This window comes from Flavobacterium lacus, assembly GCF_003268815.1.
Classification (GTDB): Bacteria; Bacteroidota; Bacteroidia; order Flavobacteriales; family Flavobacteriaceae; genus Flavobacterium; species Flavobacterium lacus.
In genome coordinates this window covers 97767-119305 of the sequence record NZ_QLSV01000004.1, presented here as the reverse complement: position 1 = coordinate 119305, position 21539 = coordinate 97767, and the positions used below count along the sequence as shown (strand labels likewise).

The 21539-nt window shown below is 33.9% G+C and carries 24 protein-coding genes and 1 other RNA gene; 10 read left to right on the top strand and 15 right to left on the bottom strand.

What is annotated here, in order from left to right:
• Window positions 1-309: 309 nt before the first annotated feature.
• Window positions 310-1191, bottom strand: a complete 882-nt coding sequence (locus tag B0I10_RS05150) for a PPK2 family polyphosphate kinase (RefSeq protein ID WP_112085428.1) — start codon at window positions 1189-1191, stop codon at window positions 310-312.
• Between the two features lie 47 nt (window positions 1192-1238).
• On the opposite strand from B0I10_RS05150, the gene B0I10_RS05145 reads away from it, so the two are divergent.
• Window positions 1239-2075, top strand: a complete 837-nt coding sequence (locus tag B0I10_RS05145; protein ID WP_112085427.1) for a DUF6929 family protein — start codon at window positions 1239-1241, stop codon at window positions 2073-2075.
• A 40-nt stretch (window positions 2076-2115) separates the two neighbouring features.
• Here the strand turns inward: B0I10_RS05145 and B0I10_RS05140 are convergent, their stop codons facing one another.
• Entirely contained in the window at window positions 2116-2607 is a 492-nt protein-coding gene (locus B0I10_RS05140; RefSeq protein ID WP_112085426.1) for a CAP domain-containing protein, read from the bottom strand.
• Between the two features lie 222 nt (window positions 2608-2829).
• Window positions 2830-3474 carry a pyridoxamine 5'-phosphate oxidase gene (gene pdxH, locus B0I10_RS05135; RefSeq protein WP_112085425.1) on the bottom strand — a complete coding sequence of 215 codons (645 nt, stop codon included), beginning with the start codon at window positions 3472-3474 and terminating at the stop codon, window positions 2830-2832.
• A 311-nt stretch (window positions 3475-3785) separates the two neighbouring features.
• On the opposite strand from pdxH, the gene B0I10_RS05130 reads away from it, so the two are divergent.
• Window positions 3786-4223 (top strand): DUF1456 family protein, encoded by a 438-nt coding sequence (locus B0I10_RS05130; RefSeq protein ID WP_112085424.1) that lies wholly within the window; start codon window positions 3786-3788, stop codon window positions 4221-4223.
• A gap of 10 nt (window positions 4224-4233) precedes the next feature.
• Here the strand turns inward: B0I10_RS05130 and B0I10_RS05125 are convergent, their stop codons facing one another.
• The 4 genes from B0I10_RS05125 to B0I10_RS05110 form a co-directional block, all read right to left on the bottom strand.
• The gene (locus tag B0I10_RS05125; RefSeq protein ID WP_112085423.1) at window positions 4234-4749 is read right to left on the bottom strand and encodes a DinB family protein; all 516 of its coding nucleotides are present in this window, start codon (window positions 4747-4749) and stop codon (window positions 4234-4236) included.
• A 22-nt stretch (window positions 4750-4771) separates the two neighbouring features.
• Entirely contained in the window at window positions 4772-7345 is a 2574-nt protein-coding gene (locus B0I10_RS05120) for a phosphoenolpyruvate carboxylase (RefSeq protein WP_112085422.1), read from the bottom strand.
• A 117-nt stretch (window positions 7346-7462) separates the two neighbouring features.
• Window positions 7463-7942: an Lrp/AsnC family transcriptional regulator gene (locus tag B0I10_RS05115; RefSeq protein ID WP_091140893.1), complete on the bottom strand. Its 480-nt coding sequence runs from the start codon at window positions 7940-7942 to the stop codon at window positions 7463-7465.
• Between the two features lie 74 nt (window positions 7943-8016).
• Window positions 8017-9171, bottom strand: a complete 1155-nt coding sequence (locus B0I10_RS05110; protein WP_112085575.1) for a M14 family metallopeptidase — start codon at window positions 9169-9171, stop codon at window positions 8017-8019.
• 283 nt (window positions 9172-9454) lie between these two features.
• Between B0I10_RS05110 and B0I10_RS05105 the strand changes: the two genes are divergently transcribed.
• Window positions 9455-9853, top strand: coding sequence for a helix-turn-helix domain-containing protein (locus B0I10_RS05105; protein WP_112085421.1), 399 nt, complete (start codon window positions 9455-9457; stop codon window positions 9851-9853).
• A gap of 60 nt (window positions 9854-9913) precedes the next feature.
• On the opposite strand, the gene B0I10_RS05100 is transcribed toward B0I10_RS05105, so the two are convergent.
• Together B0I10_RS05100 and B0I10_RS05095 are read right to left on the bottom strand one after the other, a co-directional pair.
• Window positions 9914-10921, bottom strand: a complete 1008-nt coding sequence (locus B0I10_RS05100) for a hypothetical protein (protein WP_112085420.1) — start codon at window positions 10919-10921, stop codon at window positions 9914-9916.
• Between the two features lie 77 nt (window positions 10922-10998).
• Window positions 10999-11544: a 1-acyl-sn-glycerol-3-phosphate acyltransferase gene (locus tag B0I10_RS05095; RefSeq protein ID WP_112085419.1), complete on the bottom strand. Its 546-nt coding sequence runs from the start codon at window positions 11542-11544 to the stop codon at window positions 10999-11001.
• A 59-nt stretch (window positions 11545-11603) separates the two neighbouring features.
• Here B0I10_RS05095 and B0I10_RS05090 point away from each other — a divergent pair, with 59 nt between their 5' ends.
• Both B0I10_RS05090 and B0I10_RS05085 read left to right on the top strand, forming a co-directional pair.
• Entirely contained in the window at window positions 11604-12269 is a 666-nt protein-coding gene (locus B0I10_RS05090) for a spermidine synthase (RefSeq protein WP_112085418.1), read from the top strand.
• A 74-nt stretch (window positions 12270-12343) separates the two neighbouring features.
• Entirely contained in the window at window positions 12344-13297 is a 954-nt protein-coding gene (locus B0I10_RS05085; RefSeq protein ID WP_112085417.1) for an endo alpha-1,4 polygalactosaminidase, read from the top strand.
• Here the strand turns inward: B0I10_RS05085 and kdsB are convergent.
• From kdsB to B0I10_RS05070, 3 genes are read right to left on the bottom strand one after another with little or no spacing between them, the layout of a single operon-like run.
• A complete protein-coding gene (gene kdsB, locus B0I10_RS05080; RefSeq protein ID WP_112085416.1) occupies window positions 13294-14019 on the bottom strand; it encodes a 3-deoxy-manno-octulosonate cytidylyltransferase in 726 nt (241 codons plus the stop codon). The two genes, B0I10_RS05085 and kdsB, sit on opposite strands and share 4 nt — an antisense overlap.
• A 30-nt stretch (window positions 14020-14049) precedes the next feature.
• On the bottom strand, window positions 14050-14610 hold the full coding sequence (locus tag B0I10_RS05075) for a DUF4126 domain-containing protein (RefSeq protein ID WP_112085415.1): 561 nt from the start codon (window positions 14608-14610) through the stop codon (window positions 14050-14052).
• Window positions 14611-14619: 9 nt separating this feature from the next.
• Window positions 14620-16041, bottom strand: coding sequence for an ATP-dependent DNA helicase (locus tag B0I10_RS05070; protein WP_112085414.1), 1422 nt, complete (start codon window positions 16039-16041; stop codon window positions 14620-14622).
• Between the two features lie 117 nt (window positions 16042-16158).
• Here B0I10_RS05070 and B0I10_RS05065 point away from each other — a divergent pair, with 117 nt between their 5' ends.
• The 4 genes from B0I10_RS05065 to B0I10_RS05050 are packed head-to-tail and all read left to right on the top strand — an operon-like array spanning window position 16159 to window position 18910.
• Entirely contained in the window at window positions 16159-16920 is a 762-nt protein-coding gene (locus tag B0I10_RS05065; RefSeq protein ID WP_112085413.1) for a hypothetical protein, read from the top strand.
• A complete protein-coding gene (locus B0I10_RS05060) occupies window positions 16904-17725 on the top strand; it encodes a DUF3822 family protein (RefSeq protein ID WP_112085412.1) in 822 nt (273 codons plus the stop codon). The genes B0I10_RS05065 and B0I10_RS05060 overlap by 17 nt, the downstream gene beginning before the upstream one ends.
• The gene (gene rsmD / locus B0I10_RS05055) at window positions 17722-18318 is read left to right on the top strand and encodes a 16S rRNA (guanine(966)-N(2))-methyltransferase RsmD (protein ID WP_112085411.1); all 597 of its coding nucleotides are present in this window, start codon (window positions 17722-17724) and stop codon (window positions 18316-18318) included. The genes B0I10_RS05060 and rsmD overlap by 4 nt, the downstream gene beginning before the upstream one ends.
• Window positions 18281-18910 (top strand): hypothetical protein, encoded by a 630-nt coding sequence (locus B0I10_RS05050; RefSeq protein ID WP_181456897.1) that lies wholly within the window; start codon window positions 18281-18283, stop codon window positions 18908-18910. Before rsmD ends, B0I10_RS05050 begins: the two co-directional genes overlap by 38 nt.
• 25 nt (window positions 18911-18935) lie before the next feature.
• Here the strand turns inward: B0I10_RS05050 and rnpB are convergent.
• An RNA gene (gene rnpB, locus B0I10_RS05045) (RNase P RNA component class A) lies at window positions 18936-19314 on the bottom strand.
• A gap of 23 nt (window positions 19315-19337) precedes the next feature.
• The gene (locus B0I10_RS05040; RefSeq protein WP_112085409.1) at window positions 19338-20126 is read right to left on the bottom strand and encodes a DUF3667 domain-containing protein; all 789 of its coding nucleotides are present in this window, start codon (window positions 20124-20126) and stop codon (window positions 19338-19340) included.
• 61 nt (window positions 20127-20187) lie between these two features.
• Here B0I10_RS05040 and rlmH point away from each other — a divergent pair, with 61 nt between their 5' ends.
• The gene (gene rlmH / locus B0I10_RS05035; RefSeq protein ID WP_112085408.1) at window positions 20188-20661 is read left to right on the top strand and encodes a 23S rRNA (pseudouridine(1915)-N(3))-methyltransferase RlmH; all 474 of its coding nucleotides are present in this window, start codon (window positions 20188-20190) and stop codon (window positions 20659-20661) included.
• A gap of 168 nt (window positions 20662-20829) precedes the next feature.
• Here rlmH and B0I10_RS05030 read toward each other — a convergent pair whose 3' ends face one another.
• The gene (locus B0I10_RS05030; RefSeq protein WP_146740310.1) at window positions 20830-21537 is read right to left on the bottom strand and encodes a hypothetical protein; all 708 of its coding nucleotides are present in this window, start codon (window positions 21535-21537) and stop codon (window positions 20830-20832) included.
• Window positions 21538-21539: the final 2 nt, after the last annotated feature.

Sequence of the window (21539 nt, the reverse complement as noted above, 5' to 3'; positions counted from 1 at the left end):
CTTTTTGGTTTAAAATTAGGCTTTTTATTGAGTTTTCTAGTATTACAAAATGAAAATCCTTACAAAGGTAATTTTCTGATAATGAAATTAATTATATTTTAACGTTGAGTTGTTATAGGATTGCCATATTTTATAATAAAATCGCCTGATTGCAACGATTCCGCCAGGGATAGCAGCGGAAATCCCGGAAAGCCAAAACACAAAAAAACTTGCCGCAAAAAAGCGACCAGCGGAAGCTATTTTTGCGGCTTAGTTTTTTGTGGTTTGACTTGAGGAATTGGAGCGAATAGCCCGAAGTGCGGCCAAATACTACTTTTCTGATTTTAGCAAATCGTGGTACATTTTGATGTTATCTTTGACTTTATCTTCGAGTTCGGGTTCTTTGATTTCGGTGTATTTTTGAAGCTCTTCGAGAATGGTTTTTGCCACGATATAGCGAGAGGTCTCTTTGTTGTCTGCCGGCACAATATACCACGGGGCGTGTGGTTTAGAAGTGCGGTTAATGGCTTCTTCATAGTAATTTTGATAGTCGTTCCACAACCCTCGTTCCTTTAAATCACCAGGAGAAAATTTCCAGTTGTGTTTCTCGGTTTCGAGTCGGCGAAGGAGTCGTTGACGTTGCTCTTCTTTACTAAGATGAAGGTAAAATTTAAGGATAAGTACCCCGTTTGAAGCGATGTGTTTTTCAAATGCATTGATGCTTTCAAAACGGTTTTCCCAGAATTCAGGCGTGATATCTTCGACGGTTTCGATGCCGGGAATATTTTCATTAAGAATATATTCGGGGTGAACGCGGGTTACGAGCACGTTTTCATAATGTGTTCGGTTGAAAACAGCAAATTTTCCTTTTTCAGGAAGTGCAATATAATGCCGCCACAAATAATCGTGCTCCAACTCGGATGAATTGGGTGTTTTGAAGCTGTGCACCACGACACCTCGAGCATTGAATTCCTTAAAAACTTCACGAATCAGGCTATCTTTTCCTGCCGTGTCCATGCCTTGCAAGCAAATGAGGACTGCGTAACGGTTGTGAGCATACATTTTATCTTGCAATTTGCTCAACTTTTCGCGGGTTTTTTGAAGTATTTTTTCCTTCTTTTTTTCGGAAGTTTCAATGTCTAAAAAAGTAGGTGTTGTCGCTAAACTGATTTCAGAATCAACTCTAAAATGCTCCGGTTTTAGATTTTTCATTTGATATGGATTAGATTGATTAATTTTACAGCAAAGTACAAAAAAGTATGGATAAATTTAAATTAGAACTGTTTTTTACGATTTTAGGAATTGGAGCAACATCGGGATTGGTCTTTGAAAATAATTCTCTTTTTTTAATTTCGGATTCGAGTTCGTTTTTGTATGCCTATAACGTAAAGAATGAAAAGTTGGATAAAATAAAGCTTTTTGAAAATAGCCAGCAAAATATAGTCAAAAAGGATAAGCCTGATTTTGAATCGATTACGCTCGTTGGAGATTCCATTTTGATTCTTGGTTCCGGTTCAACTGAGAAGAGAATGGTATCAGCCTTTTATGATACAAGAACGAAGAAATCAGTTACAACGGATTTGACCGATTTATTTGAAAAAATTTGTGAATCGACTGAAGTAGATAAAAAAAATTTGAATATTGAAGGAGTTGTTAGTTATCAAAATAATTGGCTTTTATTTCAACGCGGAAATGGTCTAGCTAATCAGAATGGAATTTTTGTTTTAGCGGAATCATTTGCGAATCCGAGCCATATAAATTATGTTCCAATTATTTTACCAAAAGAAAAAGGTGTTCATGCTACTTTTACTGATGCGGTTTTGGTTGATAACAAAATCTATTTTTTAGCTGCAGCAGAAGATTCAAATTCTACGTATGAAGATGGTGATGTGCTAGGCAGTTGGATAGGAACCTTGAATCCTGACAATTTTGAGATAGAATTTACAGAAAAAATTAGTGATGCTCTTAAATTTGAGGGTTTAACGGTTTATAAAAATTCTAAATCGGAAATCTCTTTTTTACTTTGTGAAGACAATGATTCAGAAATTTTGAAAGCTGATATCTACGAATTAACCATAAAAAAAACCACTCGATAACGAATGGTTTTTCTTAGGTTAAGGTAAATTCGGGGCAAAATTACCTTTTCATAAAAATGTTGGTGTAGTATTTTCTTCCTGTAGCAGGATTTGTTTTAACTGATATTCCGAAGTGAGTGAAATCACCTTCGATGTTGTCTTTGTGTCCGTCGCTCATTAACCAAGCATTTAATACACCTGCGTTAGATTGATAATTGTAAGCTACATTTTCACTTACTTGAACTGCACCCAAAACTTGTCTGATATTGGTCGCTCTTTGATCAAAATACTGGTGACCAACTACATCATTTTCAATCATGTAGTCATTGTGCTCAGAAGATTTAAACGATATGTGGTTGATTTGTTCTAGAGGATTTAACCCAACACTAACTCTGTGATTGTTGATTTTATTCATTAAATCCAGCTCGGTATCACTGTAAGAAAAATTTTCGACGATAGGAGCAATAGTATCTTCTGACGCATCAGAAGAACAAGAAACTAAAGTGAACATAATTGCAATTGGCAACAATGCTCTGAACATTTTTGCTTTCATAGTAGTAGGTTAAGTTTTAAAAGTAGATGTGGGGCAAATACCTTTTTATTATCTAAATATTTTTTAGCTTTTGATAGATGTGGGGCAAATATCTTGGTGCTTTATAATTTGTGAACGTGTTATCTTGTTAGACAGTTCAATATTACTACTATGTCGTTAAAATGCCAAATAAAATCGATGAACTACATTTTTTTTATTTATAAATACTTATTTTCTTACAATCTAAGGTGCTAATCGTTCTATTTTCCAAGAATAATCATTTTGTAACTGATACCGAATTCGGTCATGAAGACGATTTGGGCGACCTTGCCAAAATTCTACTTCTTGCGGACGAACTAAAAATCCGCCCCAAAAAGCCGGTCGTGGAATTTCTTTCCCCAAAAATTCAGATTCCAGAACTTTAAGCTTTTCCTCTAAAACAGTTCTGGATTCAACTACCCTACTTTGATTGGAAACAATTGCTCCAAGTTTACTTCCATCCGGACGGGAATCAAAATATCCATCGGAGATTGATGAAGCGGTTTTTTCTGCAATTCCTTTAATAATGACTTGTCTTTCCATCGAATGCCAAAAAAAAGACAGACATACGTTTGGGTTTGCTTCAATCGCTTTTCCTTTTTCGGATTCATAATTGGTATAGAAAATGAAACCTTCCTCGTTAAATTTTTTTAAAAGAACTACACGAGACTTGGGAAAACCATCCAATCCAATTGTAGCAACTGTCATGGCATTGACTTCTTCAATATCGCTTTGCTCCTCGGTTTCATAAAACCAACGGTGAAATAAATTGATTGGATCCTCCGGAATATTGGTTTCCAAAAGTTCGCTTTTTTCGTATGATTTTCTGTAATCGCTTAAATCTTTCATTTTTTTTTGAGGTATTATGATACTGAGTGGCTAAGGTACGAATAAATGGAAAAGTTGAAAAGGTTAGTTTTAGTGCAATAATAAATTTTTAATAGCACATATTTTTTTATTGAGAAGATGGACTTGCTCCAATTGAATAGCAAATCCATAAAAAATGAAATCACAAAGTTTACTAAATAGGTCCGAAATCCAGTTTTTAAAAAAGTAACTAAATAAAAAGCCTAAAGACAAAATAAAAATACATTTGATAAATTTAAGCTCTTATCTTTGCGACAATAATTTAACCTCTGTTAATCAGCAACTCAAAAAATATGAACAACAACGATATCTTCAAAAAACTCCGTGTAGCTCTTCAACTTCGTGATGATCAAATTGTAGAAATTTTAGAATTAGTTGATTTTCGCATTTCGAAAGCTGAGTTAGGAGCTTTTTTCCGTAACGAAGACCATCCCAATTTTATGGAATGTGGCGATCAAGTCCTTCGTAATTTTTTGAACGGATTGGTGATCCATTTACGAGGGACAAAAGAAAACCCAAAAAATGCAATGGATGTGATTAAAAGCCACAAACCAACCGCACCAACCGCAGAAAAACCAAAAGTTAAAACCTTTAGCGATAAAAAACCAGCCCAAAAATCAACTCAAAGACCCACAGGTAAACCAGCTGGAAAACCAGGTTTTAAAAAGAAACCGGAGTCCAAACCAGAAATCGTAGAGAAAGTAAGATATAACAACGGAAAGAAAAAATAGTATTCTCTTTTTACAAATACCGTTCGGTAAAAATGCGTTGGTGATGCTTTTGATGTCCTACAGCAATAAATCCGATGGCTCGCACTGAAAAAGAATTAGTTGAAGCAATTCCTATGTGCATCAATTCTTCCTCAGTAAACGATTTAAATAAATGTACTGTTGACCATCGCACGGATTTGTATTCTTCCAGTAAATTGGCTAACGTTCTTTTGCTAGCATCTGTAGCCTCCACATACTCATTTTCATCAAAACCATGAAGCGGCGTTTGATCTTTTCGGGCGAACCGTAGGGAGCGATAAGCAAAAACACGTTCGGTATCAATTAAATGTTGTACAATATCTTTGATGGTCCATTTTCCTTCGGCATAGCGAAATTCATGCTTTTCAAGTGGAATTTGATTTAGAAATTCTTCAAAAGTTGTCAATGACCTTTCTAATTCTTCAATCAAATTAACTTCACCTACTGCTTTGATATAAGGTGAATAATACGATGCGTATTCGGTTGGTTGTAAAGTGGATGAGTTCATTTTGTTTAAAATTTAGTGGTTTTTATGCCGAATTTCTACTCGCATTAATATTTCCAAACAACGATCGGGTTACAATTTTTTCATACACGGCAATTTGCTTTTCGTTCGGATTTTTTTGTTTTTTTAGTTCATTGATTTTCAATAAAGCATATTGCTGAATCGTCAATAACGGCAACACAATTTGTTCTCGAATTTCGATGGAAGCTTTTCCGTCCGGATAATTCTCCATCAATTCGGTAAAACCCGATAATTTGAGTAATAATCGTTTGGTTTCCAAGTATTCATCATAAATAATCTGCCAAAACTCACCAAACTCTTCATCTTTTTGCATATACGCCGTAAGCGGAAAAAATGATTTTGACAACGACATCATACTGTTCTCAATCAATGTTTTAAAGAATAATGAGTTTTGATATAACTGCGTTACTTTTTCCCATTGATTATTTTCTTCAAACTGTTTTAAAGCCGTTCCCACTCCGAAAAATCCAGGTACATTTTGCTTTAATTGACTCCAGGAACCTACAAACGGAATTGCTCTCAAATCGCTGAAATTCAATTGCTCACCTTTATTTCGTTTAGACGGACGACTGCCAATATTCGTTTTGGCATAATAATTCAACGTACTCATTTTTTCCAAATAAGGGATAAATTTAGCATGTTGTTTAAATTTCAAATATTTATCATAACTGAACTGCGACAATTCGTCTAAAACATTATTATCAGTTTCAGACAACACATTATCCTCTTTGCTAAAAAGCTGATTGGTTGCCCCGGCACTCAACAAATTTTCTAAATTATAGCGACAGGAATCCAATGTTCCAAAGTTCGAACTGATGGTTTGCCCCTGCACCGTTACTTGAATCTGCTGATTTTCAATCGTTGGTCCCATCGAAGCATAAAATTTATGCGTTTTTCCTCCACCTCTTGCCGGCGGACCACCTCTACCGTCAAAAAAGAGCACTTTTATGCCGTATTTTCGAGAAATTGCTGTAAGTGTTTGTTTAGCTTTATAAATACTCCAATTGGCCATTAAATAGCCTCCGTCTTTGGTGCCATCTGAAAAACCAAGCATAACCGTTTGGATATTATTCCGATTTTCAAGATGTTTTTTGTACGCTGAATTGGTGTACAATTGTTCCATGATTTTATCGGCAGCCTGCAAATCATCCACCGATTCAAACAGCGGAATAATATCTACCGAAGGATTTTTCCATCCGCAAAGGCTAAACATAGCAAAGGTTTCCATAACATTCAACGCACTTTCGTTGTTGCTGATGATGTAGCGATTGCAACCTAATTCACCATTTTTTTCCTGAATGGTTTTCATGGCATGAATCGAACTGACAGTAGATTTGGTGATTTCGTTTTGAAAATCGGTTTCGGTTAACGAGCTGTTGACTTTCGCTAAAATCTCAATTTTTTCCTTTTCGCTTAAGTTTGCATATTTTGTTGGGAATAACGCATTTTCCTTTTGAATAATATCCTGAAAAACCTCTTTGTGAATGCGGCTATTTTGACGAATATCCAACGTGGCAAAGTGAAAGCCGAATAAATTGAGCTTATTCAACAACAACTCAATTTCATCTAAATAAAGCGATTGATGCTCTTCTTTGATAATTGTTTTGATGTTTAGTAAAACCGATTTGAATTCTTCCAAAGTAATGTAAATTTCACCTCTGGAATAAAAAACAGAGCGGTATAATTTGTTTTCCACCTCAGCAACTAAAGTATCAACGCCTTTGAAAGTGAGCTTTCGTTTTAGTTTTCGAATGTCTGAATAATATGATTTTAAGATAGCTGTTCTAAGTCGTTCGGCTACATTCAACGTAATTTCGGTCGTAACAAAGGGATTTCCGTCCCGATCTCCACCGGGCCAAAAACCTAAATTAAAAATAGAATTTTGTATTTCATCTTCCTCAAAAATATTTTTTTGGAGGTATTGAATCATTTCACCAACGGTTGGATAAAACACATTTTCCAAATACCAAATCAAACTCACGGCTTCGTCAAATGGAGTTGGTTTTTCTTTCTTAATGAAAGGTGTTTTTCCCAGTTGAGCTAGTAACTCTTTAATCTCAACCAAATTATTTACTCGAATAGCTTCGGTTAAATCGGTAATAATTCCTAAAACAGAACCTGGATAAAATTGCGTTGGATGAGCTGTTAAAACGGTGCGGACTTGAAATTTTTGAAGAAAATCTTTCAATTCTTTTCTTTTTGATCGTTGGTCTGCTTTTTCCTTCATATCTCTGAGGGAGCCGCGACCTTCCATGTTGTTTACCACAGGAAAAGCAGCGTCTTCAATGGCATCAAACAAAACGATTTGTCGTTCTACGTATTGAATAAACCGAAACATCAGTTCGACTTTCTGCTCTTCGGACGGATTTTCTAAGTATTTTGAAGCAAATGAATTAAAAATTTCTTCCGGATTTTGTTGGTTTTTGAATCCGTTTTCACAAACTTCTGTAAAAAGTGGCAACAAAACGCCCGTGTTATCAATGGCATCAAAGGGAAGCGTAATGAAAACACTGTTATAAATTTGATATTTAGATAAAACGTTTTGGTGAAATCGTTCAATTTTGGGAAGCGTATACATAGTCTGAATTTTGCTCACTAATTTAGTGAATTAATTTAAAAAAGATTCTTGAAATTGATCATAAAAAAACCCTCTCGATAGCAGTGGAGAGGGTTTGTATACTTGAAGATTCTCATCTTACATGTTTTTGAAAATCGTATGCATCAAACGTTTTTTATCGTTGATACTTTCCTCTAGCGAAATCATGGTTTCAGTTCGGTAAACACCTTCAATATCATCAATCATAAAGATAACATCTTTGGCATGTTTGGTGTCTTTCGCACGAATTTTACAGAAAATGTTGAATTTTCCGGTTGTCACATGAGCTACCGTTACGAAGGGAATTTCGTTAATACGCTCTAAAACGAATTTTGTTTGCGAAGTATTATTCAAGAAAACGCCAACATAAGCGATAAATGAATAGCCTAATTTTTCATAGTCTAACGTTAAGGATGATCCCATGATAATTCCGGCATCTTCCATCTTTTTTACTCTTACGTGAACGGTACCCGCTGAAATTAATAATTTTTTAGCAATATCCGTAAAAGGAACTCTTGTGTTGTCAATTAACATATCAAGAATTTGGTGGTCTACTTCATCTAAACGAAACTTACTCATCAGTTTTTTATCTATTTATTTTGTTTATTCTACTGCAAATGAAATACAATTTGTTCAATAAAAAAACCAATTCATTAATTTTTTAGCAAACCATTAACAAATTTACTATTTTTTCCTAACGTAAAATTAGCTTTTTCATTGATTTTCGGAAAATTATCATTTTCATCTTGATATGAATCGCCTTGTGCATCATATTCCAAATGACCATAAAAACCATCTAAATCACCAACACTTGAAACGTAAGCATTAAAAACCAGTTGGTTTCCGATAATTTCTTCCTTAAATTGAGCTGCAAAATTCGTTATTAATTTTGAATTATCATAATTTATTTTGACATTTCTATAAACAATATCGAAAAAACAGACATTATTTTGCGGAATTTTTAAATAATCATCAATTTTGTTATCAACTATATCGTTTTCGTAAAGCACTTGAAATCCACTCAATAAACTGATAAAAACATATTTTCGCGTTTCTTCTCTTTCATAATCATGCTGAAAATGCCCTGCTTCAAACAAAACAGTAGGCACACCCATTTGCTGAAACGTATCACCTACGCAATTTCGATTAAAACCATCGTCAAAACGACCAACTTGATTTGGAATAAACTGCTGAAGTTCTTTATTTATACCTGCGATAAGGTTAATAGCTTTCTGACGAATTTCGTTAATCTCTCTCTCTTCATTGTGGGAAGGAGCTAAAAAAGAGACTGTTGCCGGATTCTTAGTTTTTCCCGCAGCAAAAATAGTTCGTTGGTCATGAAGATTAAAACAAAAATTGGGTTTAAACTCATTAAAAATCTTCATTAACAGCAGACTTTCCGGTTGCGATAAATGAACAAAATCTCGATTTAAGTCGATTTGATTTGCATTTTCACGCGTGTATGATTCGGCTCCATCCGGATTGAGCATCGGAATAAAGTAGAACGTAAACTTTTCTTTCCATTTTTTTACTTCCTCCACATCGGAATCCAAAAAATTAAAAAGATCAAAAAGTGCTTTTGTAGTGGTACTTTCATTTCCGTGCATTTGAGACCAAAGCAAAATTTTGACACTTCCTGTTCCTACTTGATAGCTGTAAATCGACTTTTCTAACACTGAATTACCAATTACTTGAATTTCATTTTTGGCAATATGTTTCCCTAAAATTGGTTCGATATCTTGAAGCGTAATGTACCGACCGGCTAACGCTGTTTCTTTATTTTTTTCAAAGACAGAAAGGTAGTTCATTTGGGTTAATTTTTGCTCAACAAAGGTAAACATCTTTGTGATAACATTTGTAAACAGATGGAAAGCAGTTAATAATTCAACTTTGTAAACAATAAATTGTATCAAATTAACATGTGACACTACTTTATGATTAAAATATTGTTTTCCAATTATATAATTATTATTAAGTAAATGATAAGTTTATATACATTGATTCATTAAAAGTTAAATTACATTTGTAACACCCTACATCTCCGCTTAATTAATTACATTTGTAACCAATAATTTTTTCTTAAACCACCCCATGCAAAACACGCAAGATTTTGTTCAAAAACTAGAGATAATTTTACAGTATTTCAACCTGAGTGCTTCTGCTTTTGCAGATAAAATTGGCGTGCAACGTTCGAGCCTTTCTCACCTACTCTCGGGCAGAAACAAACCTAGTTTAGAATTTGTAATAAAAATTACAGCGGCTTTTCCTGAGGTAGATTTGTATTGGTTTTTATTTAATAAAGGAAGTTTTCCGAAATCAAATTCAACCGAAACAACTGCAGAAAGCGAAGAAATTCAATTAAAAAATAAAGAAACAACCAAAGCAGAAGTCAATAAACCCGAAAAAAACCTATCTCAAAACCAAGAAGATGTTGAGAAAATAGTGGTTTTCTACAAAAACGGCTCTTTTAAAACCTATTTACCTAAATAAAGAAAACCTTAGCTCACAAGGAGTTAAGGTTTTCAGTACCAATAAAACAAACACAAAAAACTATCTTCGAACCAAGAAAACAGCGGCACAACCAGGCTCTAACCTGTTCATTACGGGAGCAAAATCTCCACTAGCTATTGGAACAGAAAAAGTTAATACTCTTCCGCCTCCATTTGCTCTTTCAGCTACATATATCATTTTAGTTACGTTGTCATAAGCCACATCAACCGGATTTCCTAACTTAGCGTTTGCACCATAAATTCTAATTTGATTAGCCATAGCAATTGTTCCGTTATTTGCTGTTGACGAAAAAACAGATGAGAAATTAGCAATGATAATTATTCCTCCATCAGAATCAGACGTTGCAGCGGCTACATCAGTCAGTACCATTGTATTTTCAATGCTTGAATACGTAATTCCATGTGTTCGAACCAAACCTTCGATTGTTACACGTTTACTTGGCATAAGCGGACCGGAAGGATTGGTTAAAAAGTTGTTGTAAGCCACTAAATCACCCGTTAAGTCAACAACTGCATACAATGTGCTTCCATCAAAATGAATTCCCCACAATTTAATATCAACGTTAAAGGTTCGTTGTAAAGTGAATCCGGAAGCTAATTTCTCATAAACAAATAATTTATTTTGATTTCCGTTTGATTCTGCCTGATCTTGCGCAACAATTACTGTATTACCTGAAACCGCAATTTCTCTAGCATTAGTAAAATCTGAAGTACTACTGTATGACAAAGTCAAGCTAGAGCTGTTATTCATCATCGCCTCTTTTACATTTCCATACGCTTCTAATCGATTATTTGAACGAGAAGCAAGGACAATTTCATCACTTGACGGATAATAATGAATTCCATCTGCATCAGCAGAATTTACCGAAAAGCTTTGAGTAAAAGGAGATGAAGAAACTAAATCGGATATCGAAACCATTCCTGAAGTGTTGCTAGAAGTAAATAGCTTTACCTCACTAACCATCTGTTGGTTATTATCTTCATCACTACATGACATAAATAAGACCGAGCTTAAGATAACCGCTGTAAATAAACTTTTGTTTTTCATGCTGTATAGTTTTAAGTGTTTATACATGCATTTACGAAAACAAAATACAATTGGTTTTTATAAAGTGTTTTTTTTTATCAAAAACTATTTTCAGGTATTTTCCCAATTACTCCAACATAAAATTTTTGCAAAAATCGAATATCCTCCTCAATTTTCCCTGTTGGATAAAATGGATTTCCGAGTTTAACTTCTTTTTTACCAAAGTCAAAAGCAACGGGAATTATCGGCACATTTGCTTGAAGTGAAATGTAATAAAATCCTGTCTTCCATTCTTTTACTTTTTTTCGAGTTCCTTCGGGCGCGATAGCTAGTCTGAAAACTTCTCGTTTTTCAAAAACTTTTGCAATGGCTTCCACTTTGTTTAAACCGCCTGATCTGTCCAACGGCTCGCCACCCATCCATCTAAAATAAAAACCAAAAGGAAATTTAAATAATTCTTTTTTACCCACAAAATTCATTTCCAATTCTACAATTCCTCTTGTAAAAATTCCCAAGTAGAAATCATGCCAGCTCGTATGTGGCACCACAATCATCACGCATTTTTTGATAGAGGGTTCAATCCTGCCCGAAATCTTCCATCCCATCAACTTAAAAAAAATCAATTTATATATCCATTTCTTCATCACAATAAATATTTTAGTAAAAATACGATTTATAGATTATTTTTGGTAAAAATTATCAAATGTTCAAAAAAATAATCAGCTACTTCTACCCTATCAATTTACACAAAACTACTTCTGCTATTAGTAAATCGCTGGAAGTTACTTTGGTAAACGGGCAAGTAGTCTTGGATAGTTTGAATACCAATTATTCGTATGGAAGTCTGCAACGTGTGCTTCGCAAAGGACTTTTAAGCATCGGTTTTGAGAAGATCAAACCCATGAATCATATTTTGGTTTTGGGCGTTGCCGGCGGAAGTGTGATTAAAACATTGGTTAATGAGATTGAGTTTACCGGAAAAATAACCGGCATTGAATTGGATGAAAAAGTAATCGATTTGGCCAATGAGCATTTTGGACTGAATCAAATTAAAAACCTCAACATTATTCACCACGAAGCTTTTGAATTTGTATTGAAAACGAAGTTAAAGTACGATTTAATAATTGTTGATATTTTTCAAGACACCACTATGCCTGGCTTTTTATTTGAAAATTTCTTTAAGAATCGATTAACCGAAATTTTAAACATGAAGGGATATATTCTTTTTAACACGATGATTTTGAGGGAAGATGACAATGCCCGAAATAAATTGTATATTTCATTTTTTGATACTGAAAAATATAAGGTTTGGACGCTTCCACGAATTGAACAGCATAACGAATTAATTTTAGTTAAAAAAGAAAAATAAATTGGTACACTAATTGCAACCTAATCGAATGAATCTCAATTAAATTATTACTTTTGAACTCAGATATCCGCAGCATGAAAAAAATATATTTTATACTTCCAATTAGTTTAGTACTACTTATTTTATTCGGTTTTGAAATGGATGATAAAGATAAAAATACACAAAAAGCAGGAAAAAAAATGCAGGAAATGGTGATTGGCATTTCAAAATATGCCCGGAAATTTAATCCTGATTTTATTGTTATTCCGCAAAATGGCTCTGAATTAGCATTTCAAAATGTTGATCCGGATAAAAAGCTGTGCTTTGAATATCTTAATGCAATTGACGGAATTGCCATCGAAGAATTGTTTTTAGACGAAAAAGGCAAAGCAGACAACTATCGAATAAACAATCTGAAAAAATTACCAAAAGATAAAAAAGTGATTGTTTCTGAATTTGTAAAAGAAAAAAAAGAAGAAGAAAAAATTGCACAATTGAATCAGGATGCCGGATTTGTTCCTTTTATAAGAACGGCAGACAATTATCATTATCATTTGATTCCTGAAAAAATGTTGAATGAAAATTCAAATACGATTACAAAATTAAATGATGTTCAGAATTTTTTATATTTGATTAATGCCGATGATTATGATACTAAAAAAGAACTGATTGATAAAGTTGCTGATACAAATTTTGATTTAATTTTAATTGATTTATATTATTTGAGTTTTCCCTATACAAAAGCCGATTTAGAAAAACTAAAAGTCAAAAAAAATGGCGGAAAACGATTGGTGATTTGTTATTTAAATGTTGGTGCAGCCGAAAACTGGCGTGAATACTGGCAACCCAATTGGAAAAAAGGAAACCCAAAATGGCTCAAAAAAAACTATAAAGGCTATGAAAACGAAATATATGTGGAATTTTGGGAACCAACTTGGCAGAAAATGATGTTTGGCAACGATGATTCGTATATGAAAAAAATCATCAATGCCGGATTTGACGGCGTATTTTTGGATAATGTGGAAGCCTATTACGCTTTATACAATTAAAGTAAAAGTCTCGCTTTTTCTAAATCTTCCGGTGTATCGATGCCAATGCCGACGTGATTGGTTTCTACCATTTTAATTTTTTTACCGTATTCTAAATACCGAAGTTGTTCTAACTTTTCGGATGCTTCGAGCGATTTCATTGGTAAACGATAAAAATCCAACAACGCTTGTTTTCTAAAGGCATAAATTCCGATATGTTGAAAATAACGAACACCTACATTTTTTTCTCTCGGGTACGGAATTACGGATCGCGAAAAATACAGTGCCAATCCGTTTTGATCAACAATTACTTTTACGTTATTCGGGTTTTCAATCGCTTCCCAGTCTTTGATTTCTCTCATAAGCGATGCTAAATCTACTTTTTGCTCTACATCCTTTTTAAAAACGTCAATCACTTTTTCGAGTGGCTCTTTGTTGATGAAAGGTTCGTCGCCTTGCACATTGACAACAACATCCACATCTAAATTTTCAATCGCTTCGGCAATTCGGTCGCTTCCACTTTCGTGCTCTTTGATGCTCATGATTGCTTTTCCTCCTTGTGAGACGATTTCGCTAAAAATTAAATCGGAATCGGTTACCACAAAAACATCATCAAATAAAGTAGTGTTTACGGCCGCTTCATACGTTCTCCAAATCACCGTTTTTCCGCCTAAATCTTGCATTAATTTGGCAGGAAAACGAGTGGAAGCATAACGAGCGGGGATGACGGCGATGATTTTCATATTTAGAATTACTAAGTTGCTGATTTTTTACTATTTAATTATTTTTTTGAACAATTTTAATCCCACAAAGAAAATAAAAAGCACTAAAACAAATGCTATAATCGGTATAAAAATGGAGACAAACGACATAACTGTGGCTGTTCCGGTTTCTATTGTAGAAATAACTGAATTACCAATTCCACCTGTTGTTGCCGACGATGTTATACGTGTGGCTGCTGTAGCAGAATTAATGGCTGCGGCTGTTCCACCTCCGGCAATAATGGCTAAACCCCACGTGAATAGCGGACTCAAATCGACCAATGTGGAAGCCATCACAGCTGTTCCGGCAATGGAGGCTAATGGAATAGCAATTGTATCTAATAAATTATCAACAAACGGGATGTAGTAGGCCAAAATTTCAAAAACCATAGCCATTCCCAACGCTATTAAAGCGGGCATTTCGCCAAGCCACTGCCACGAATCGTTTATAGGAATCCAATTCAAATGGGAAGCTAAACTCAAAATAAAAAGCGGCACAAAAACCCGAAATCCGGCTGATGCGGCTAAACCTATTCCAAGGCAAATGCTAATGAGGGTTTCTATGGATGCCATCTTTCAAATTTATTCAAAATTCTCATCTTTATAACCAATGAGATACAATTTTTCTTTGGCTCGCGTAATGGCTGTGTATAACCACCTAATATAATCTCGATCCACTCCTTCGGGTAAGTACGGTTGTTCTACAAAAACGGTATTCCATTGGCCGCCTTGCGATTTGTGACACGTTATAGCATAGGAAAACTTCACTTGCAAGGCATTGAAATATTCGTTTTCCTTTACTTTTTGGACTTGTTTATATTTTGGCCCTTCATTTTCATAATCTTGTAAAACTTCTTGATATAAACGATTGGATTCTTCGTAGGTTAACGAAGGTGAAACGCTCGTAATCGTATCTAACAACAAAATCGTTTCAAACGGCTTTTGATTGGGATAATCAACCATTCTAATTTTTACTTTGGCAAATTTGAATCCGTATAATTCTTGAATTTTGTGAATTTCGAGTACTTCAATAATATCGCCATTGGCAATAAATCCGGCTTCATCGGTCTCTTTAAGCCAGAAATAATTGTTTTTGACCACCATCATAAAATCGCCGGCAGATAAATCGCTTTCGCGGAAAAGAATCGTGTTTCTAATTTGCTGATTATATTGATTCGCTCGTTTGTTGGTGCGAACAATAAAAGCGGTTTCTTCCATCCCATCCTTACTGTAGGCTGTGTTGATGGCGTCTTGAATATCATAACCGTCGGTTAAACGCACAATGTCTTTGAATCCTTTTATATTAAATTGAAACGAATCGATAAACTGTTCTTTCAAAACTTCTCTTAGCAAGGTTGCATTAAAAAGAATTCCTGAGTTTTCTTCTTGTCGCATTACTTCATCCAATTCGATATGCAATACTTCTTTATTATAATAGGAAAGCAAGGTTTCAATATTTAGTGCCGGGCTTACATCCATGTGAACAGGTGGCAACTGAGCTGTATCGCCCAATAAAATCATTTTACAATTTTCACCGGAATACACATAACTCATTAAATCATCTAAAAGCGAATTATTGTCCATTGATTTTGAGTCGGTATTAACATCCGAAATCATGGAACTCTCATCTACAATAAAAATCGTGTTTTTATGTTTATTTACTTGTCTGGTAAACGAAACGCCTCCAGTTGGATTTTTTTTTGGAAAATAAATTTTTTTGTGAATGGTAAAAGCCGGTTTTCCTGAATAATTGGCAATTACTTTTGCAGCACGACCCGTTGGAGCCAACAAGACATATTTTTTGTTTGCAGAGATTAAGTTTTCAACTAAAGTAGAAATCAATGTTGTTTTTCCGGTACCGGCATATCCTTTTAAAACAAAAAGTTCATTAGAATCCGAATTTGTGGCGAAATTGGCTACCTTTTCAAAAAAAATAGTTTGTTTTAAGGTAGGACTAAATGGGAACGATTTTTGTAAGATACTGTAAAACAGAGATGAATTCATTTTTGAAAAGTTAGGAAACTATTAAAATTCAAATATACTGATGAATTTTGTGGGAAATGCTTTTGAGAAAAAAAAAAAATTGTAGATTTGCCTTAACTGAAATTAAAAAAAATCAAAATGATTAAATTAGTTATAATTGTTGTAGTACTTGCATTGGCCATTTTTGGGATTGTAAAATTACTTGATAAAAACACAAATAAAAAATTGAAACCTGTTATTTCAATTGTCTTGTGGGCTGTTACCCTCTTGTTTGGATATTTAATTTACGAATCAATTCAAGATCCGATTCGTTTTGACAAATTAAAACAAAAGCGTTTTCAAGTTGCGGTAAATAAAATGCTTGATATCAAGGCTGTTCAACAAGCTTACAAATCCATTAATGGAAAATATACTGATAATCTTGACTCGTTGATTACATTCATTGAGAATGAAAAATTCACCATCATCGAGAGAAAAGATACTTCTGTAATCGATGCTGCAAAAAATGCTGCTTATCGTTTAACTGTTGGCCCGGACGGAACAGGTGGCTATTTTAAGGACATTGTTGTAACTAAAGAATTAGGAAAAGTGAGCATTAAAGATTCTTTGTTTAAGAATTCTGACCGCTACAAAAGATTAAATCTTGTTAGAGTTGATGGCATTGAAGCTAAAATTGATTTAAAATCGGGATTTATTAAGAAAAACGATTTAAATGTTCCTGTTTTTGAAGCAAAACTTGAAAAAGCAAAATTGCTAACAGATCAAGATCAAGGATTAGTTGCAAAAGAAAAGAAAGTTGTTTCTGTTGATGGAATCAACGGAGAATTGATTTTGCTAGGGTCTATGGAAGAAGTTAGTCTGTCAGGAAACTGGCCTAAAAAATATGGAAATAACGAATAATTCAATTACCGAAAAAAGCTATAAAAAGTTGTCCATTCAGGTTTCACTGGATGGGCTTTCTTTTTGTTGCCGTGACACTTTGTCTGGGCAGATAACTTCTTTTGACTATATTGATTTTACTAAATTTCCGAAAAACTTTACGATTGAAAATAGTCTCTGGAAATCTATTTTAGACTACAGCGATTTAACTAAATCCTATGATCAAATTACGGTTTTGCACGAAAACAATTTGAGTACTTTTGTCCCAAAAGCTCTTTTTGACGAAGAATATAAAGGAAGCTATCTGCAGTATAATACCAAAGTGTTTGAAACCGATTATTTTGCGGTGGATGAAATTGAAAAATATGAAATCGTGAATGTTTACGTTCCCTATGTAAATATAAATAATTATCTGATTGACCAATTTGGTTCGTTTCAATACCAACATTACTCCAGGATTTTAATTTCTAAATTACTTGATTTATCTAAAAATGATGTGTCGCAAAATATGTTTGTGCATGTAGCGAAAACTCATTTTGAAATCATTGTCATTCAAAATCAAAAATTACTCTTGTTCAATTCATTTGAATACCTCACTGGCGAAGACTTTTTATATTATTTATTATTTACCGCCGAGCAACTTCATTTGAACCCAGAATCGTTTAAATTAAACATTTTAGGTGATTGCACAGAAAAAGATGACGTATATCAAAAAGCATTCAAATACGTTCGAAATACAGCGTTGTTAGATGTTTCCGATTTGCAAAAATCAAATACATTTTCGGCACAAGAAAATAGAACCCATTTTATACTTTTTAACGCTTGAGAATCATATCCGGAAAATACAAAGGTCGCCGATTATCACCTCCCAAAAATCTACCTGTTCGACCCACAACCGACATGAGCAAGGAAGCCTTATTCAATATTTTAAATAATCATTTTAACTTTACTGAATTAGCTGTTTTGGACTTGTTTGCCGGTACAGGTAACATTAGTTTTGAATTTGCTTCGCGTGGCAGCGAACCCATTGTTTCAGTAGATGCCGATTTTGGCTGTATTTCTTTTATCAAAAAAACAACCGACGAATTTGAATTTAATATTACCGCCATCAAGAGCGATGTATTTAAATTCTTAGAAAAAACCAAAGGTAATTACGACATTATTTTTGCCGATCCGCCTTACGGAATGACACAAGAAAATTTTGAAAAAGTGATACAAATCGTTTTTGAAAGAGAACTTCTTTCAGAGGACGGAATGATGATTGTAGAACATTCTAAACACACCAAATTGGAGCATCTTTCCAATTTTTCTTTTCAAAAAAATTATGGTGGCTCTACTTTTTCTTTTTTTGAATGGGAAAGTGAATCTGAAAACGATGAAGATGATGAAAATGAACATGACGACGACAGCGAGGAATAAAATCACCTATTTGTGGCTCTTTATGCTGCTTTTATTTTGCAATTCCTGCTATTTTCCGCATTATCGGTCTATTGCAGAATCAAGTTTATATGACATTGATTTCTCACAAGGAAAATGGTTCTTAAATCATGTTACCGTAAACGGAAAAGCATGGAATGATTTATCTACTGCAACCGAAGAAACCCTTTCACCTTGTCTAAACGATTCGCTGTATCTTAGTTATGGAAAAAGAAAAGCAGCCTATAATGTTCCGATTCTGACAGAAAAAAATTCAAAGGAACAACTAACCATTTTAAAAGCTACCAATAGTGTTGATTATGTAATTCAAGTTGTGGGCAATGTTTTGGCTAACGATATTGGAGGAATAAATCTCAAACCGATGAAAAATGCTGAAGAATCATCTGCCTCCATCACCATTCAAGTTTACGATGCTAATGAAGGAAGTCTAATTTACTCGCACACAACCACCGGAAGCATTGAAGTAGAAAATAACCGTGATGATGTTGTTTTTGGAAAATCGGCTCAAACCATGTTAAAAAAATGTTTGAAAAAAGAATTGAAAACATTCACGAAATATGGTGGTTGTGAATAATTTTTCAAACCCTTTCCATTAACATAAAAAAAGCAGACCTATAAGCCGGATTCTGTTAATACTGAATTAATTTCAGCATCACCTCATCATTTATCTAGTTCAATAGTTACCCATTGAATCGAGCTGCCTACCCTTCAACATCGGACGAGTAGCCCTTATCTGCCGGAGCAGAACGTTGATTTACATGGCATTTCACCGCATAGAGTTTACCTGGTTTCACTACAGCCGAACTGTACATACTTTCTGTTGCACTGGTCCTTCTCGTCCCGAAAGACGAGAGACGGGCGTTACCCGTTATGCTACTCTGTGGTGTCCGGACTTTCCTCTTTATTCTGAACTTGATTCAGAATCTATAGATAGATGTTGAAACAAGTTCAACATAAAGCGATAAGGCGGTCTGCGGTGCAAAAGTAAACTTAAAATATGATTATTGTGCAAAGTCTTGTGGATTAAATTTTCCGGATGACACCATATAAATTATCATCAATATAGCGGCTATTATTATAAATATGATATACAATAATGTTAGCATCAAAAGAAATAACAATGTCTTTTTTATAAGTTGCTTTCCCGTTAAATTAAAAATTCTCTTTAATGCAAAGCAATGATAGACTAGCAAAAATGTAAAGGTGAGAATAGAATAATAATAAAATTCAATTTTTAGAAATAGTAAGAAAGGAATCATCAATAAAACCGAAATTGATGACTGCGAATAAGTATAAAAGTAGATCAGATTATGTTCGGCATAATTGAATTGTTTATAATTAAAAAAAACAATTTTAGAAATAAAAGCTAAAAGAGGTATACTTAGAAATACCATGACACTATTATAATCATAAATAGTATTCATGTATTCTTTCATATCAAAAGGTATTTTGTCATTGCCTTGCATTGATTTGAAATCAATCTCGCCAAAATAACCTCTTTTAATTAAATAAATGGAGATACCACTTAATGTAACCGCTATAATTAAATACGTTATCGGATTGACATAGCGAACCCTCAATCCCTCCAAATAACCATTCACTACCCACTCTGGATGTGTGAACAGGGTTTTATAAGTAGATAAAAACTTATTATCAAAACTCAAATAGCGTTCAGAAAATTCGTGAATCACTTTTTTAACTGTTAACTTTTGAGTGACTACTTGTGCTCCGCAATTGGAACAAAATTTATCTTCTGCTAACAATAACTTTTGACAGTTTTTACAACTCATGTCGATTTTTTTTTAACGAATATAAAAAAAATAACTTTGTACATTTGAAAAAAGTTTCAAAATGAACATCAAATTAATCGCTATTGGTAAAACGGATAATAAAAATCTTCAAGCGTTGATGGATGAATACCAAAAGCGATTGTCTTTTTATATCAAATTTGATTTAGAAATTATTCCCGATATAAAAAACGCCAAAAACCTCTCGGAAGCCCAACAAAAAGAGAAAGAAGGCGAATTGATTTTGAGTAAACTAGCTCCTACAGACTTTTTAATTTTATTGGACGAAAACGGAAAATCCTTTGGAAGTGTTGAATTTGCCAATGAATTACAAAAGAAAATGAATGCCGGAATTAAAACGTTGGTTTATGTAATTGGTGGTCCGTATGGTTTTTCCGAAACAGTTTATCAAAAAGCACAGCAAAAAATTTCGCTTTCTAAAATGACTTTTTCACATCAAATGGCTCGGTTGTTTTTTATTGAACAGGTTTATAGAGGGTTTACTATTTTGAGGAATGAGCCTTACCATCATCAGTAATTTTTCTCTCACAGAAATCACAGAATTTTTAAGTTGCCATTAGGTACAAAATCCGTAAGAATTAAAAAATCTAATTTTATGAAATCCCTCCTTCGTGGGAATGACAACATTGTGTTGAAAAACTTGAAACTTGAAACACGCAACCCGCAACCATCCAACACGCAACCCTTACATCCCACAATCACAATCCGGTAATTTCTTTTTATCATAAATAAAATGAATTGGGGAAATGGAAACCATGTCATTTTCCAATGCTTTGAGTTCAATCAATTTAGATAAATACTGATTAAATGTAAGTCGCTCATCAAAATTCAAATAAATTAAAACGCGTTTTCCTTCGCTGGAAAAAGCAGTATATTCTTTTAAAAAAGTAAGCAATTCACTCATTTCTACTTCATTTCCATCCACCGAAACTTTATTTTTAGGTTTAAAATTAACCGAAAATGTTTGAAAGTGGAGATGATAATCCGGATTTTCTTTTACATAAATAGAAGAGTAATAACTGTTGTAGCTGTAATTCACCTCTTTAAACGGCATGAATGCCAATGTTTTTTGAAGACTGTCTGTATAAGAAAAATAATTCCCGGCTTCCTCGTTTTTGTGAAATTGAGCTTTGTCTCTTCGGTCTTGCAAAGCCACAATTTCAGGAATTGCTATATTCAATGGAAGTCGCTTATCCACATGAAAAATCCAATTGGTTGTTCCGATGGTGTTTTTTCGGTTTACTTCAGCAAGCGTATCTTTATTGTTTGCATCTAAAAAAATATAAATTGGCGAATGATCTACGACGGTAGAATCAATTGTTCGATTTGCTTTTACTAATTCTAATTCCTTTTGACAAGAAATCATCATTAAAACACAAAAAAGTAAGGTCATTT

What these genes read in the sequence shown, in the direction of transcription:
- B0I10_RS05150 (WP_112085428.1), bottom strand. Translation starts at nt 1,191, where the DNA reads ATGAAAAATCTAAAACCGGAGCATTTTAGAGTTGATTCTGAAATCAGT.
- B0I10_RS05145 (WP_112085427.1), top strand. Translation starts at nt 1,239, where the DNA reads ATGGATAAATTTAAATTAGAACTGTTTTTTACGATTTTAGGAATTGGA.
- B0I10_RS05140 (WP_112085426.1), bottom strand. Translation starts at nt 2,607, where the DNA reads ATGAAAGCAAAAATGTTCAGAGCATTGTTGCCAATTGCAATTATGTTC.
- pdxH (WP_112085425.1), bottom strand. Translation starts at nt 3,474, where the DNA reads ATGAAAGATTTAAGCGATTACAGAAAATCATACGAAAAAAGCGAACTT.
- B0I10_RS05130 (WP_112085424.1), top strand. Translation starts at nt 3,786, where the DNA reads ATGAACAACAACGATATCTTCAAAAAACTCCGTGTAGCTCTTCAACTT.
- B0I10_RS05125 (WP_112085423.1), bottom strand. Translation starts at nt 4,749, where the DNA reads ATGAACTCATCCACTTTACAACCAACCGAATACGCATCGTATTATTCA.
- B0I10_RS05120 (WP_112085422.1), bottom strand. Translation starts at nt 7,345, where the DNA reads ATGTATACGCTTCCCAAAATTGAACGATTTCACCAAAACGTTTTATCT.
- B0I10_RS05115 (WP_091140893.1), bottom strand. Translation starts at nt 7,942, where the DNA reads ATGAGTAAGTTTCGTTTAGATGAAGTAGACCACCAAATTCTTGATATG.
- B0I10_RS05110 (WP_112085575.1), bottom strand. Translation starts at nt 9,171, where the DNA reads ATGAACTACCTTTCTGTCTTTGAAAAAAATAAAGAAACAGCGTTAGCC.
- B0I10_RS05105 (WP_112085421.1), top strand. Translation starts at nt 9,455, where the DNA reads ATGCAAAACACGCAAGATTTTGTTCAAAAACTAGAGATAATTTTACAG.
- B0I10_RS05100 (WP_112085420.1), bottom strand. Translation starts at nt 10,921, where the DNA reads ATGAAAAACAAAAGTTTATTTACAGCGGTTATCTTAAGCTCGGTCTTA.
- B0I10_RS05095 (WP_112085419.1), bottom strand. Translation starts at nt 11,544, where the DNA reads ATGAAGAAATGGATATATAAATTGATTTTTTTTAAGTTGATGGGATGG.
- B0I10_RS05090 (WP_112085418.1), top strand. Translation starts at nt 11,604, where the DNA reads ATGTTCAAAAAAATAATCAGCTACTTCTACCCTATCAATTTACACAAA.
- B0I10_RS05085 (WP_112085417.1), top strand. Translation starts at nt 12,344, where the DNA reads ATGAAAAAAATATATTTTATACTTCCAATTAGTTTAGTACTACTTATT.
- kdsB (WP_112085416.1), bottom strand. Translation starts at nt 14,019, where the DNA reads ATGAAAATCATCGCCGTCATCCCCGCTCGTTATGCTTCCACTCGTTTT.
- B0I10_RS05075 (WP_112085415.1), bottom strand. Translation starts at nt 14,610, where the DNA reads ATGGCATCCATAGAAACCCTCATTAGCATTTGCCTTGGAATAGGTTTA.
- B0I10_RS05070 (WP_112085414.1), bottom strand. Translation starts at nt 16,041, where the DNA reads ATGAATTCATCTCTGTTTTACAGTATCTTACAAAAATCGTTCCCATTT.
- B0I10_RS05065 (WP_112085413.1), top strand. Translation starts at nt 16,159, where the DNA reads ATGATTAAATTAGTTATAATTGTTGTAGTACTTGCATTGGCCATTTTT.
- B0I10_RS05060 (WP_112085412.1), top strand. Translation starts at nt 16,904, where the DNA reads ATGGAAATAACGAATAATTCAATTACCGAAAAAAGCTATAAAAAGTTG.
- B0I10_RS05050 (WP_181456897.1), top strand. Translation starts at nt 18,281, where the DNA reads ATGATGAAAATGAACATGACGACGACAGCGAGGAATAAAATCACCTAT.
- B0I10_RS05040 (WP_112085409.1), bottom strand. Translation starts at nt 20,126, where the DNA reads ATGAGTTGTAAAAACTGTCAAAAGTTATTGTTAGCAGAAGATAAATTT.
- rlmH (WP_112085408.1), top strand. Translation starts at nt 20,188, where the DNA reads ATGAACATCAAATTAATCGCTATTGGTAAAACGGATAATAAAAATCTT.
- B0I10_RS05030 (WP_146740310.1), bottom strand. Translation starts at nt 21,537, where the DNA reads ATGACCTTACTTTTTTGTGTTTTAATGATGATTTCTTGTCAAAAGGAA.